A 13,383-nucleotide genomic window follows, 5' to 3' on the forward strand; every position below is an offset into this window, starting at 1 on the left:
GCACCCTGCTTCCCATTCGCTGCCCAGGCGAGCGGCAGGCGCAAGCAACTTCACGCCTAGGCGTGCTGAACGCTACGCGAACGCGCAATGAACGTCACGCCAGAGAACTTGCGCTTCCTCGTGGTAGTGCCCACTGACTTCGCCAGTCGCGCAAGATGGAATGGTTGCGCGCAGTGTAGCGCGAGGCGGGCGCCCGCCGCAAGCCGTCGGCCCCGCCAGGCAAGCGCTGGCAAGGGCTGGCCAGCAACTTGCTGTTGCAAAGTCGTCATGCGGGTTTACACGAAACCGCTATCGCTCTCCGTTACAATTGCGGCCATGACAAACTTTGTCTGGACCCTGCGGGTGTACTGGGAAGACACCGACGCGGGCGGCGTAGTGTTCTACGCCAACTACCTGAAGTTCTTCGAGCGCGCCCGCACCGAGTGGCTGCGTGCGCTCGGCATCGAGCAGCAATCGCTCGCCGACGAGGCGGGCGTGGTCTTTATCGTCCGCAGCACGGCAGTGGACTACAATGCGCCCGCCCGGCTGGATGACCAGCTCGAGATCCGCACGCGCATCGACCGGGTCGGCCCGGCGTCGGTCCAGTTCACCCAGGAAGCCTGGCGTGGCGAGCTGATGCTGGCCTCTGGCGCGATCCGTGTTGGGTGTGTCGATCGAAGCACTTTCCGTCCCGCCCCGATTCCCGACCCCGTTCTAGCTACCATCAAGTCCGCACGATGAATCCCGTGACCGTCACGCAAGACATGTCGATCGTAACGCTGGTGCTCCACGCCAGCCTGCTGGCACAGGCCGTCATGGCGCTGTTGCTCGTCATGTCGCTGTTTTCGTGGACCTATATCTTCCGCAAGCACCTGGCGCTGCGCTCGGCGCGCACCCAGACCGAGGGGTTCGAACGCGACTTCTGGGCCGGCGGCGACCTGCAGGCGCTATATAACAGTGCCGTCAACAACCGCCACAACACCGGCGCGCTGGAGCGGATCTTTGAATCCGGCATGGGCGAGTTCCTGAAGGCGCGCGAGCGCGGCAACGAAGCCGGCGCGCTGCTCGATGCGGCCCGGCGCGCGATGCGCGCGGCCTACCAGCGCGAGATGGATGTGCTGGAATCGCATCTGCCGTTCCTGGCGTCGGTGGGTTCGGTGAGCCCGTATATCGGCCTGTTCGGCACGGTCTGGGGGATCATGAACGCTTTCCGCGGCCTGTCGAATGTGCAGCAGGCGACGCTCGCATCGGTGGCCCCCGGTATTGCCGAGGCGCTGGTGGCGACCGCGATCGGCCTGTTCGCTGCCATTCCCGCTGTGATCGCCTACAACCGCTATGCCACGGAGATCGACCGCCTGGCGATCCGGTTCGAGAGCTTCATGGAAGAGTTCCTGAACATCCTGCAACGGCAGGCACGCTAACCGCACACGTATCGAATCTAATCCAGACGGTCCGGGCGCAAGCCCGGGCCGGCGTTTCCAGGAGTCCTGCAATGGCAGCCATTCAGCGCCGTGGCGGCTCGCGCCGCCGGGCCAGCGCCGACATCAATGTCGTGCCGTACATCGACGTCATGCTCGTGCTGCTGGTCATCTTCATGGTGGCGGCGCCGATCGTGAGCCCCGCCACCGTCGACCTGCCCACCGTGGCCAACGCCACGCCGCAGCAGAAGGCGCCGCCGATCGTAGTCACCGTGCACGAGAGTGGCCAGCTGACCGCGCGCGGCAAGGACAGCGCCGGCAATGCCTTCGAGCGCAAGCTCGACAAGCAGGGCCTGCTCGACTTCGTGCACCAGCGCCAGAACGAGAATCCCGACCAGCCGGTGGTGATTGCCGCCGACCGCGCGGTCAAGTATGAGGCGGTGCTGGACGTGATGTCGATCCTGAAAGCCGACGGCGTCAAGCGCGTCGGCCTGATGGTCAAGTCCAAGACCTCCTGACGCATTGAAGCGCCTATCTGATTGCCGTTGCGCCTGATGAAGACCGTCGCCGCCTATCCCTACCAGCCGGTCAAGGAGCGGGGAACCCTGCGTTCCTTCCTGTTCGCGCTCTTCATGCACATGCTGCTGGCTGTCGTGCTGTACTACGGCGTGCGCTTGCAGAGCAGCACCCCCGTCGGCGCCGAGGCCGAGCTGTGGGAAGAGATTCCGGCCGCCACCGCGCCCCCGCCGCCGGAGCCGGTGGTGCAGCCGCGCCCGGCCCCGCCGCTGCCCGAGGTGAAGAGCAAGGTCGAGGACGACGCCGACATCGCGCTGGAACGCCAGAAGCGCCGTGCCGAGGCGGCGGCGCGCGAAGAGGCCGAGCGCAAGCAGGCGGCTGCCCGCAAGGAAGCCGAGCGCAAAGAGGCGGAACGCAAGGAAGCCGCGCGCAAGGAAGCGGAGCAGCGCGAGGCCGAGCGCAAGGAAGCCCAGCGCAAGGACGACGCGAAGAAGAAGGCAGCGCAGCAGGAACAGCAGCGCAAGGAACAGGCCGAGCGCAAGGAAGCAGAACGCAAGGAAGCGGACGCCAGGGCCAAGGCCCAGGCGGACGCCAAGGCCAAGGCTGACGCCGAGAACAAGGCCAAGGCCAAGGCGGATGCCGACGCCAAGGCCAAGCGCGAGGCTGCGGCCAATGCCCAGCGCAAGAGCGAGCTGGCGCGCCTGCAGGCGCTGGCCGGCGGCTCCGGCGCGGGCGGCGGCGGCGTGGGCAGTACGGCCGGCGCGGGTGCCGGCGGCGGTGGCAAGGCGTCGCCGGGCTATGCCGACCGCGTGCGCCGCCGCGTCAAGCCGAATATCGTCTTTGGCGAGGACGTGCCGGGCAACCCGACCGCGGTGGTGTCGGTGCAGCTGGCGCCGGATGGTTCGCTGCTGTCGGCGCGGCTGTCCAAGTCCAGCGGCAACTCGGGCTGGGATAATGCCGTGCTGCGCGCGGTGGAACGTTCCGACCCGCTGCCGCGTGATGAGAACGGCAAGGCGCCGGCCAGCTTCACCATTACCTTCCGTCCGAAGGACTGAGTGGCCTGGGCGGCATGATTTGCAACATAATGCAACCTTCATGGCCGGGTCTTGGTCCCAGCGCTAGCATGACAGGTTGCCTGACGCGGCCGGCAGGGTGCGATACGCATGCAGACGGGGCATGCGCCACGCGCTGCAATGCCGCATTTGCCCGTGTTGCCGATTGCCTGCCGTGCCCGACGAAACTTGAAATCGACTGAGGAGCAGCATGCGAAAGCTTTGGGCCCCCAACTGGCTGTCCGCGAGGCGGCACAACGCAACCCAACCCGAATCCCAACGCGCCATCGGCCGGCATCCGCTGGCCGGCCGCCGCGCGCTGATGGCCTGGCTGGCCGCGGCGATGACGATGGCAGCCGGCGCCGCGCACGCGCAACTCAACGTTGAGATCTCCGGGGTCGGCTCCAGCCAGATCCCGGTTGCGACCGCCAACTTCCAGGGCGAGGCCCAGGCCCCGCAGAACCTGACCGCGATCATCCGCGCCGACCTGGCGCGCAGCGGGCGCTTGCGCAATGTCGATCCGGGCGGCGCCACGGTGGCGGAATCCGCCAATGTCGACCTGGGCAGCTGGAAGTCGCGCGGCGCCGATGCCTTCGTCGCCGGCAGCGTGACCCCGGCCGCCGGCGGCAAGTATGAGGTCCGCTTCCGCCTGTACGACACCGTCAAGGGCCAGAGCCTGGGCGGGCTGGCCTTTACCGTCAACCAGTCCCAGCTGCGCGTGACCGCGCACAAGATCGCCGACTACATCTATGAAAAGCTGCTCGGCGAGCGCGGCGTGTTTGCCACGCGCCTGTCCTACGTGTCGAAGGTCGGCGGCCGCTACCAGCTGCTGATTTCCGACTCCGATGGCCAGAACGCGCAGGTGGCGCTGACCAGCAACGAGCCGATCATCTCGCCGTCGTGGTCGCCGGACGGCGCGCGCGTGGCCTATGTTTCGTTCGAGGCCAAGAAGCCGGTGGTGTATGTGCACGACCTGGCCAGCGGCAAGCGCACCCTGGTGTCGAACCAGAAGGGCAACAACAGCGCGCCGTCGTGGTCGCCTGATGGCCGGCACCTGGCGCTGGCGCTGTCGCGAGATGGCAATACCCAGGTCTACCAGGTCAATGCCGACGGTTCCGGCATCCGCCGCCTCTCGCGCAGCAGCGCCATCGACACCGAGCCGCAGTATTCTCCGGACGGCAAGAGCATCTACTTCACCAGCGACCGCGGCGGTGCGCCGCAGGTCTACCGCATGCCCGCTTCCGGCGAGGAAGGTGGCGGTGCGCAACGTGTCACCTTCAAGGGCAGCTACAACGTCAGCCCGCGGGTTTCGCCGGACGGCAAGTACCTGGCGTACATCTCGCGCGCGGGCGGCTTCAAGCTGCAGCTGCAGGACCTGAGCAACGGCGACGTGACGTCGCTGACCGATACGGCCAACGACGAAGCGCCCAGCTTTGCCGCCAACGGCAAGTACATCCTCTATGCCACCCGCGTGGGCGGTCGCGCGGTGCTGGCGGCGGTTTCCACTGACGGGCGTACCCGGCAGGTTCTGTCCCTCCAGTCCGGCGATGTTCGCGAGCCGTCCTGGGGTCCTTTCATGCAATAACAGGAGTCATTCACCATGCCCCAACTGATGAGCAAAACCCTTGCCGTTGCCGCACTGCTGGCCCTTGGCGCCTGCAGTTCCGGCGTCAAGCTGGACGACACCGCCAAAGCCGGTGCCGGCGCGGGCACCGGTGCCGATCCGCGCGCAGTGACCCCGGTCACGGCCGCCGATCCGCTCAACGATCCGAACAGCCCGCTGGCCAAGCGCAGCGTGTACTTCGACTTCGACAGCTACACGGTCAAGTCCGACTACCAGGGCATGCTGGGCGAGCACGCCAAGTACCTGGGCTCGAACAAGGGCCGCAAGATCCTGATCCAGGGCAACACCGACGAACGCGGCACCAGCGAGTACAACCTGGCGCTGGGCCAGAAGCGCGCCGAAGCCGTGCGCCGCTCGCTGGCTTCGATGGGCGTGCCCGACGGCCAGATGGAAGCCGTCAGCCTGGGCAAGGAAAAGCCCAAGGCCACCGGCCATGATGAAGCCTCGTGGGCCGAAAACCGCCGCGCGGACATCAACTACTGATCTCTGATCTCTGATCTCTGGACTGCCTTTCATGAAAGCACGCGTTTCCACCCTGTTGTGGCTCGCCGCCGTCGCCGGCGGCGGCATGCTGCCGCTGTCGCAGGCGCATGCCGGAGTGTTCGATGATGACGAGGCGCGCAAGGCGGTCATCAGCCTGCGCGACCAGTTCAACGGTTTCCAGGCGACCGCGACGCAGCGCATCGAGCAGAACAGCCGCACCACGCTCGACATGCAGAACCAGCTCGAGGGCCTGCGCCAGGAAGTGGCGCGGCTGCGCGGCCAGAACGAAGTGCTGCAGAACACGGTGGACACGCTGCAGAAGCAGCAGAAGGACTACTACGCCGACCTGGACGCGCGCCTGAAGAAATTCGAGCCGCAGCAGGTTACGGTCGAAGGCCGCGAAGGCCTGTCGCAGCCGGGCGAAAAGCCCGAATACGATGCCGCGCTCAAGCAGTTCCAGGCGGGCGACTTCAAGAGCGCCGGGAGTTCGTTCTCGGCTTTCGTCAAGAAGTACCCGCAGAGCCCGTACGTGCCGCTGGCGCAGTACTGGCTCGGCAACTCGCTGTATGCGCAGCGCGACTACAAGGGCTCCACCTCGGTGCTGCAGACGATGATCAATAACAACCCGACGCATCCCAAGGTGCCGGACGCGATGATCGCGGTCGCCAACAACCAGCTCGAGTCCGGCCAGAAGGCGGCCGCGCGCAAGACGCTGGAGCAGGTGGTGGCCAAGTATCCGGGCACCGAAGGCGCTCAGGCGGCCAGCAACCGGCTGAAGACGTTGAAATAACACCGGAAGCGGCCGGCTTGCCCGGTCCTGTCTGCAAGGCCCGCTTCGGCGGGCCTTTTTCTTGGGGCGCGCTAAAATACGCGATTCGCCTGAATCTTTTGCGCGCCGAGGCGGCGCGCTTCCCATCATGACCAAACGCGCCATCGTCCTGCTGTCCGGCGGACTAGACTCCGCCACCGTACTCGCCATGGCCCGCGCCCAGGGCTTCGAGACCTATGCGCTGTCGATGCGCTATGGCCAGCGCCACTCCTCTGAGCTGGAAGCCGCCAGGCGCGTGGCGGCCGCGCTGGGCGCCACCCGCCACGAGATCATCGACCTGGACCTGCGCCGCTTCGGCGGCTCGGCGCTGACCGACGACGCGCTGGCGGTGCCGACCGACGGCGCTTCCGACGGCATCCCGGTCACCTACGTGCCGGCGCGCAACACCATCATGCTGTCGCTGGCGCTCGGCTGGGCCGAGGCCGTCGGCGGGCGCGACCTGTTCTTCGGCGCCAACGCGGTCGACTACTCCGGTTACCCGGACTGCCGCCCGGAATACGTTGCGGCCTATGAGACGCTGGCCAACCTCGCCACCAAGGCCGGGGTCGAGGGCGACCGCTTCCGCGTGCATGCGCCCATCATCGACATGACCAAGGGCGAGATCATCCGCGCCGGCATCGCGCTGGGGGTGGACTACAGCCTGACGGTGTCGTGCTACCAGGCCGACGACGACGGCCTCGCCTGCGGCGTGTGCGATTCGTGCCGCATCCGCCGGGCCGGCTTTGAAGCCGCCGGTGTGCCCGATCCCACCCGCTACCAGGCCGCTGCCTGATCACAAGCCGACGTCCACGCCCCTACATGCCTGAAATCGACCTCGCCGCGCTCTCGCGCACCGTGCTGCTGAGCACGTTCATCCTGACCTTCCTGTTTGGCGCCGTGCTGCAGCGCACGCACTTCTGCACCATGGGCGCGGTCTCTGACATCGTCAACATGGGCGACTGGAGCCGCATGCGCATGTGGGTGCTGGCGATCGGCGTGGCCATGATCGGCACCGGCGTGCTGGCCTGGACCGGCGCGATCGACCCTACCAAGACCATCTACACCGCCAGCAAGCTGGGCTGGCTGTCGGCGCTGGCCGGCGGGCTGATGTTCGGCTTCGGCATGGTGCTGGCGTCGGGCTGCGGCAGCAAGACGCTGGTGCGTATCGGCGCAGGCAACCTGAAGTCGCTGGTGGTCTTTGTCTTCCTGGGCCTGTCGGCCTACATGACGCTGCGCGGGCTGTTCGGCGTGGTGCGAGTGAATACCGTCGATGCGGTGGCGCTGACGCTGCCCACTACGCAAGACCTGCCGTCCATGCTGGCGCAGGGCACGGGGCTCGCGCGCGGCGCGCTGCAGCTGGGCCTGGGCCTGGCGCTGGGCGGCGTGCTGGTGCTGTGGGCGCTGGCGGGCCGCGGCTTCCGCTCGTTCGACAACCTGCTTGGCGGCATCGGCGTCGGGCTGATCATCGTGGCAATGTGGTATGTCTCGGGCCACCTCGGCTATGTAGCCGAAGACCCCAATACGCTTGAGGAACTGTTCGTCTCGACCAACAGCGGCCGCATGGAAAGCCTGAGCTTTGTCGCACCCTATGCCTACACGCTCGACTGGCTGATGATGTTCAGCGACAAGAGCAAGGTGGTGACGGTCGGCATCGTCAGCGTGTTCGGCGTGATCGCCGGCGCGGCGGCCTATGCCCTGGCCACGCGCACGTTCCGCTGGGAAGGCTTCGGCAATGCCGAGGACGTCGCCAACCATATGGTCGGCGGCATCCTGATGGGTGCGGGCGGCGTGACCGCGCTGGGCTGCACGGTCGGGCAGGGCCTGTCGGGTGTGTCGACCCTGGCGCTTGGCTCGTTTATCGCGCTGGCGGGTATCCTGGCCGGTGCAGTGCTGGCATTCCGCTACCAGATATGGCGTCTGGAGCGCATGGCCTGAGGAGCGTGCTTGACACATCGAGAACCGCATCCCTATAATCGCGGTTCTGTTTTTTCGGGTCGTTAGCTCAGTCGGTAGAGCAGCGGACTTTTAATCCGTTGGTCGCGTGTTCGAGTCACGCACGACCCACCAGTATTACGAAGGGCCTGTGGCGCAAGCCACAGGCCCTTTTTGCGTCTGGCATGCCCCGCTAACGGGGGAGGCCTTTAACTAGTTCGAGGTAGAGACTTAGGCCTGCCTGCGCAGCACAATGGGTCAGCCGCGGCGTGTTGACCGCGGTCCATCAGAACGGCCGCGAGACACGGCCCACCAACAAGACCCTATGCGGCAAGCAGGCGTTTCCTTGCCGGCCAGCGGGCACGTGCTGCGCATTATCTGGCCGTTCGTACCGGTGGTCGTTGCGCTGGCGTTGTTCAGCATCGCCAGCCTGGACCTGTTGTCGGCCGCGCGCGCCTTTGTCGCGGGCGAGAGCCAGTGGTCCAGGGGCCAGAAGAACGCCGTGCTGCACCTGCTGCGCTACGGCGAGGATCGCGATCCGGCGGATTTCGAGGCATACCTGGAGTCGATCGCGATCCCGCTGGGCGACCACCGCGCGCGCCTGGAGCTCGACCGCGACGAGCCTGACCTGGAGCGCATCCATGAAGGGCTGCTTGCCGGCGGCAACCACCCCGAAGACATTGCGCGGATGGTGCGGCTCTACCGGAATTTCCGCCATATCCAGGAGGTCGATGCCGCGATCCGCGTGTGGGCCGCGGGCGACATCGAGATCTCTGCGCTGCACGAACAGGCACTGACCCTGCGTCGGCTGACCCGCCAGCCCGGCTGCGGGGATGAGTGCGTGGCGCCGGTGCTGCGCAATATTGCGCAGATCGACGCCAGGCTGACGCCGCTGGAGCGGGCCTTTTCGGGCCATCTGGGCCAGGCCTCGCGCCGCGTGACGCGGCTGCTGACCACCGGCAGCGCGGTGATGGCGGCCGCGCTGCTGATGTCGGCGATCCTGCTGTCGGTGGCGCCGCTGCGGCGCGAGCGCCGGCTGCGCGAGGCGCTGGCGCAGCGCGAAGAGCAGCTGCAGCTGGCGGTGGAGGGCAGCAACGACGGCCTGTGGGACTGGCATCTCGGCCGCGGCGAGCTGTACTTCTCGCCGCGCTGCGCGCAGATGCTGGGCTACCAGGACGCCGAACTGCCGCATGCGCGCGAAACCGTGCTGGGCCTGCTGCATCCTTCCGAGCTGGCAGCCTTCGAGGCCAAGCTGGCCCACCACCTGCGCAGCGGCGAGCCCTACGACGCCGAATTCCGCCTGCGCAACCGCGCCGGCGATTACCTGTGGGTGCGCGCCCGCGGCCGGCTGGTGCGCGGGGCGGGGCGCCGGCGCGCGCGCATGGCGGGGTCGCTCACGGATATTTCCGACCACAAGCGCTACGAGACCCAGCTCTTTGCCGAGAAGGAGCGCGCCCAGGTCACGCTGCAGGCCATCGGCGACGCGGTGGTGACAGCCGATGTGTGGGGGCGCGTGGAATCGCTCAATCCCGCGGCCGAGGCCCTGACCGGCTGGCGCGAAGCCGACGCCCGCGGCCTGCCGCTGAGCAGCGTGTGCGTGCTGCGTGACGAGGAAAGCCTGGCGCCGCTGCCCGATATTGTCACGCTGGCGTTGCGGCAGCGCTGGCGCAGCCGGTCGGCGCAGCTGGTGCAGCGCGATGTGTCCGGGCTGCCCGGACAGGCGCTGGCGGTCAAGCCATCGGTGGCGCTGATCCGCGACCGTGCCGCGCAGGCCATCGGCGTGGTGGTGGTGCTGCACGATATCAGCCAGGAACGCGCCCATGCGGCGCGGCTCGCGTACGAGGCCAGCCACGATGCGCTGACCGGCCTGGTCAACCGCGCCGAGTTCGAGCGCCGGCTGGACGCGGCGATCACGCGGGCACGGGTGCAGGGCACTACCCATACGCTGATGTACCTGGACCTGGACCAGTTCAAGGTGGTCAACGACACTTGCGGCCATGCCGCCGGCGACGAACTGATCCGGCAGATGGCTGAGGTCATGCGCAGCCAGCTGCGCCTCAGCGACACGCTGGCCCGGCTGGGCGGCGACGAGTTCGGCGTGCTGCTGGAGCAATGCGGCCACGCCGACGGCGAACGCGTGGCCGAGGCCTTGCGCCACGCCATTGCCTGTTTCCGCTTTGCGCATCGCCAGCGCACCTTCACGCTGGGTGTCAGCATCGGCCTGGTGACGCTGGATCGCCAGACCGTCAACGTCGCCGAGGCGCTGAGCGCGGCCGACGCGGCCTGCTATGTGGCCAAGGAGGGCGGGCGCAACCGTGTGCAGGTCTACCATCCGCTGGACAGCGTGGTGCAGGCGCGCCACGGCGAGATGGAGTGGGTCAGCCGCGTGCATGCGGCGCTGGCGGCTGGCCGCTTCTGCCTGTACTCGCAGGAGATCGTGCCGGCGCACGATGGCGCACTGCCGCAGACGGGCCGTCATGTGGAACTGCTGCTGCGCATGGTCGATGAACGCGGCCGGCTGGTGCCGCCGATGGCCTTCGTGCCGGCCTGCGAGCGCTACAACCTGATGCCGATGATCGACCGCTGGGTGGTCGAGACCGCGTTTGGCACCCTGGCGGGACGGCAGGCGGAGATTGCCACCTGCGCGATCAACCTGTCAGGCTCGTCGCTGGCGGACCTCCAGTTTCCCGATTTCGTGCGCGAGCAGGCGCAGCGCTTCGGCATCGCGCTGGACGGCATCTGCTTCGAGATCACGGAAACCGCGGCGATCTCCAACCTGGCACAGGCCGGCGCGTTCATCCTGCAGTTGCAGCAGCTGGGCTGCAAGTTTGCGCTGGATGACTTCGGCGCGGGCATGTCGTCGTTCACCTATCTCAAGCATCTGCCGGCGGCCTACCTGAAGATCGACGGCAGCTTCGTGCGCGACATGCTGGCCGACCCGGTCAACCTGGTGATGGTGGAGGTGATCCAGCGCATCGGCCACGCCATGGGCAAGCAGACCATTGCGGAATTCGTCGAGGGCGAGGCCATGCTCGAACGGCTGCGCGAGCTGGGCGTGGACCTGGTGCAGGGCTACCACATTGCTTCGCCGGTGCCGTTTGCCCCGGCGGATCCCAAGGCCGGTGACCGGCCGGCGCTGGCGCTGGCGGGCTGAGCCGCCAGGCGCCGCGGCGGGTCAGGGAACGAGCGGATCGCGGAAGCCGGTATCGGCGCCGGGCGGGGTGCCGGCCGGCGCGGGCGTCGGCGCGGTTGCCGGTGGCACGGCCTGGTGCCTGGCCTCGCGCCAGGTGTTGTACACCCAGTAGGCGGCGCCGGCTGCCAGGCCGACCTTGGACAGCTTCCAGGTCCAGCGCAGCACCGGCGTGCGCTTGACCAGCGGCAGCGCCAGCGTCAATACGGTGCTCAGCAGCGGGTAGTCCTTGGTCATGCCGACCACTTTCATCCACGACCCCGGACGGGCGATGCGCGGCAGCCAATGGCCAATAGTGCCCAGGCGGTGCGCGCCACCCCGCACCTCATGCAGGGCCTGCAGGCAGTCGTAGCGTTCCAGCGCGGCGCGGGTCAGCAGCAGTTCCTTGCGCACCGCCAGCGGCAGGCGCACCTCTTGCGTGAACCGGGCCCGCCGCGGGTGATCGCGGCGGTCGTGTCCGGCAGCGCTGTGGTCGGGTTCCAGGGGGCTCATCGGCGCAGGATCTCCCGGTCTTTGTCGATTTCGGCGAGCGTGGCCTCCAGCATCGGCGGGGCGTTGCGCACCAGGTTGCGTGCGTACGCGAGGCAAATCGCGCACAGCACGAGATAAAGGACCGTCAGTGCGCCCAGTGCCTGCCAGCGGTAGGTGTCCCAGAACAGGATGGCGATCAGCCCGGTCAGGGTGACCAGCCCGATGCCAAAGAACACCAGGCCGAAGCAGGCCAGCAGCGCGACCTTCATCAGGCGCGTGCGTTCCTCGGCAAGCTCCACGCTGGCGAGTTCGAGGCGGGTCTGGATCATTGCCACCAGCGAGCCGGCCAGGTTGCGCACGGATTCGAGGAACTTGGGGGAAGGGGGGGATTCGCTCATGCGGCTCCGGCGTGAAAGAGCGGCGCGACGGCGAGGCCGTACGCGCCTTTCCAGCAGGCGGGGCCGGGTTTGGCGCCATGGTGTGCCGCCAGCCCCGGCCACTGGCAACCCGATGACCGGGTTGCCGCTCAGGCGCGGCACCAGCATGCCGCGCCGGGTTGGAATCGCTTACTTGCGGTTCAGCAGCAGACCGATCAGCAGGCCTACGCCGGCCGCCACGCCCACGGCGCGCCACGGGTGGTCATGCACGTAGTCGTCGGTGGCGCGTGCCGCGGCCTTGCTCTTGGTCACGACGGCGTCTTGCAGGTCCTGGGCCTTTTCCTTGGCTTGCTTGAGCAGGCCCATGCCACGCTCGCGCAGTTCGGCGGCCTTTTCCCCGGTGGTCGAGGCGGCTTGCTTCAGCAGTTCCTCGGCGTCGGACAGAACGGTCTTGACATCGCTCATCAGTTTCTCCTGTTTGCGGGCGGTTGGTTCGGTTTGTGCGGATTCTGACATTTTCTACGCTCCGAGGCTAACGGCATTTGTCGGTCTGATACTTAGCATATGTGGCGGGCGGCGGTGGTTTCAAGGCTACACGCCAGCAAGCGCGACTCTGCAGTGCCTGGTATCGCAAGCATGCCGGAAAGCACGCGTGATCAATGTCACAAAATGTCTTTATGACTTCGAGTGATTTTGTAGTGACTTTATATTCGTTTGGGTTGGATATCAATCCGGATACTCTGGTTCCACCCCGAAATCAGGAGAACAGAACATGGCTTTGCGTCTTGGCGATATCGCCCCGGACTTCGAGCAGGATTCGAGCGAAGGCCGCATCCGCTTCCATGCGTGGCTTGGCGACAGCTGGGGCGTGCTGTTTTCGCACCCGGCCGACTACACCCCGGTGTGCACCACCGAGCTGGGCCTGACCGCGAAGCTGAAGGATGAATTCGCACGCCGCGGCGTCAAGGCGATCGCGTTGTCGGTGGACAACGTGGACTCGCACCGCGGCTGGATCCAGGATATCAACGAGACTCAGTCGACCACGGTCAACTTCCCGATCCTGGCCGATGGCGACCGCAAGGTGTCGCAACTCTACGACATGATCCACCCGAACGCGAACGAGACCCTGACGGTGCGCTCGCTGTTCATCATCGACCCGAAGAAGAAGGTGCGGCTGATCATCACCTATCCGGCCAGCACCGGGCGCAATTTCAACGAGATCCTGCGCGTGATCGACTCGCTGCAGCTGACCGACAACCACAGCGTGGCCACGCCGGGCAACTGGCAGGACGGCGACGACGTGGTGATCGTGCCCTCGCTGAAGGACGAGGCGGTGATCCGCGAGAAATTCCCCAAGGGCTACCAGGCGGTGCGGCCGTACCTGCGCCTGACGCCCCAACCCAACAAATGAACGCGGCCCCGCGTGAAGGCGGGGCCGGCGTGCAGGACAGGTGTTTTATCGACGGGGGCAGCCTCGTCGTCTCCTTGGTAGTGTGCTTGGCCCGGCCTTACAGCCGGGCCTTTTTACTGCGG

14 protein-coding genes, 1 tRNA gene and 1 riboswitch are annotated in these 13,383 nt (G+C 67.0%); of the genes, 12 read left to right on the forward strand and 3 right to left on the reverse strand.

All coding sequences use genetic code 11. The annotated features are described in order from the left end of the window. Nucleotides 1–14: 14 nt before the first annotated feature. Nucleotides 15–160, reverse strand: a riboswitch (ZMP/ZTP riboswitch). 155 nt (nt 161–315) lie between these two features. The 11 genes from ybgC to C265_RS30965 all read left to right on the forward strand — a co-directional run bounded on the left by ybgC (nt 316) and on the right by C265_RS30965 (nt 10,966). Further along, entirely contained in the window at nt 316–720 is a 405-nt protein-coding gene (ybgC, locus tag C265_RS04560; protein ID WP_010813741.1) for a tol-pal system-associated acyl-CoA thioesterase, read from the forward strand. Continuing rightward, nucleotides 717–1,400, forward strand: coding sequence for a protein TolQ (tolQ, locus tag C265_RS04565; RefSeq protein WP_011615851.1), 684 nt, complete (start codon nt 717–719; stop codon nt 1,398–1,400). Before ybgC ends, tolQ begins: the two co-directional genes overlap by 4 nt. A gap of 71 nt (nt 1,401–1,471) precedes the next feature. Continuing rightward, complete coding sequence (gene tolR, locus C265_RS04570) at nt 1,472–1,915, forward strand: protein TolR (protein ID WP_010813739.1); 444 nt, start codon at nt 1,472–1,474, stop codon at nt 1,913–1,915. 36 nt (nt 1,916–1,951) lie between these two features. Further along, complete coding sequence (gene tolA / locus C265_RS04575; RefSeq protein WP_052181592.1) at nt 1,952–2,968, forward strand: cell envelope integrity protein TolA; 1,017 nt, start codon at nt 1,952–1,954, stop codon at nt 2,966–2,968. A gap of 208 nt (nt 2,969–3,176) precedes the next feature. Continuing rightward, complete coding sequence (gene tolB, locus C265_RS04580) at nt 3,177–4,550, forward strand: Tol-Pal system beta propeller repeat protein TolB (RefSeq protein ID WP_010813737.1); 1,374 nt, start codon at nt 3,177–3,179, stop codon at nt 4,548–4,550. A 15-nt stretch (nt 4,551–4,565) separates the two neighbouring features. After that, on the forward strand, nt 4,566–5,072 hold the full coding sequence (gene pal / locus C265_RS04585; RefSeq protein WP_010813736.1) for a peptidoglycan-associated lipoprotein Pal: 507 nt from the start codon (nt 4,566–4,568) through the stop codon (nt 5,070–5,072). Nucleotides 5,073–5,103: 31 nt separating this feature from the next. After that, the gene (ybgF, locus tag C265_RS04590) at nt 5,104–5,862 is read left to right on the forward strand and encodes a tol-pal system protein YbgF (protein ID WP_010813735.1); all 759 of its coding nucleotides are present in this window, start codon (nt 5,104–5,106) and stop codon (nt 5,860–5,862) included. Between the two features lie 127 nt (nt 5,863–5,989). After that, nucleotides 5,990–6,673, forward strand: coding sequence for a 7-cyano-7-deazaguanine synthase QueC (queC, locus tag C265_RS04595; protein WP_010813734.1), 684 nt, complete (start codon nt 5,990–5,992; stop codon nt 6,671–6,673). A gap of 26 nt (nt 6,674–6,699) precedes the next feature. Then, nucleotides 6,700–7,815 carry a YeeE/YedE family protein gene (locus C265_RS04600; RefSeq protein WP_010813733.1) on the forward strand — a complete coding sequence of 372 codons (1,116 nt, stop codon included), beginning with the start codon at nt 6,700–6,702 and terminating at the stop codon, nt 7,813–7,815. Between the two features lie 56 nt (nt 7,816–7,871). After that, a tRNA-Lys gene (locus C265_RS04605) sits at nt 7,872–7,947 on the forward strand. A 118-nt stretch (nt 7,948–8,065) separates the two neighbouring features. Next, entirely contained in the window at nt 8,066–10,966 is a 2,901-nt protein-coding gene (locus C265_RS30965) for an EAL domain-containing protein (RefSeq protein WP_052181593.1), read from the forward strand. A gap of 21 nt (nt 10,967–10,987) precedes the next feature. Here the strand turns inward: C265_RS30965 and C265_RS30970 are convergent, their stop codons facing one another. The 3 genes from C265_RS30970 to C265_RS04615 all read right to left on the reverse strand — a co-directional run bounded on the left by C265_RS30970 (nt 10,988) and on the right by C265_RS04615 (nt 12,366). After that, entirely contained in the window at nt 10,988–11,494 is a 507-nt protein-coding gene (locus C265_RS30970; protein WP_010813731.1) for a DUF3318 domain-containing protein, read from the reverse strand. After that, on the reverse strand, nt 11,491–11,871 hold the full coding sequence (locus C265_RS04610; RefSeq protein ID WP_010813730.1) for a phage holin family protein: 381 nt from the start codon (nt 11,869–11,871) through the stop codon (nt 11,491–11,493). The genes C265_RS30970 and C265_RS04610 overlap by 4 nt, the downstream gene beginning before the upstream one ends. Before the next feature lie 168 nt (nt 11,872–12,039). Next, on the reverse strand, nt 12,040–12,366 hold the full coding sequence (locus C265_RS04615) for a YqjD family protein (RefSeq protein WP_010813729.1): 327 nt from the start codon (nt 12,364–12,366) through the stop codon (nt 12,040–12,042). Nucleotides 12,367–12,622: 256 nt separating this feature from the next. Between C265_RS04615 and C265_RS04620 the strand changes: the two genes are divergently transcribed. Further along, nucleotides 12,623–13,261: a peroxiredoxin gene (locus C265_RS04620; RefSeq protein WP_010813728.1), complete on the forward strand. Its 639-nt coding sequence runs from the start codon at nt 12,623–12,625 to the stop codon at nt 13,259–13,261. The last annotated feature ends 122 nt before the right edge of the window (nt 13,262–13,383 follow it).

The organism is Cupriavidus sp. GA3-3 (genome assembly GCF_000389805.1).
Lineage (GTDB): Bacteria > Pseudomonadota > Gammaproteobacteria > Burkholderiales > Burkholderiaceae > Cupriavidus > Cupriavidus necator_D.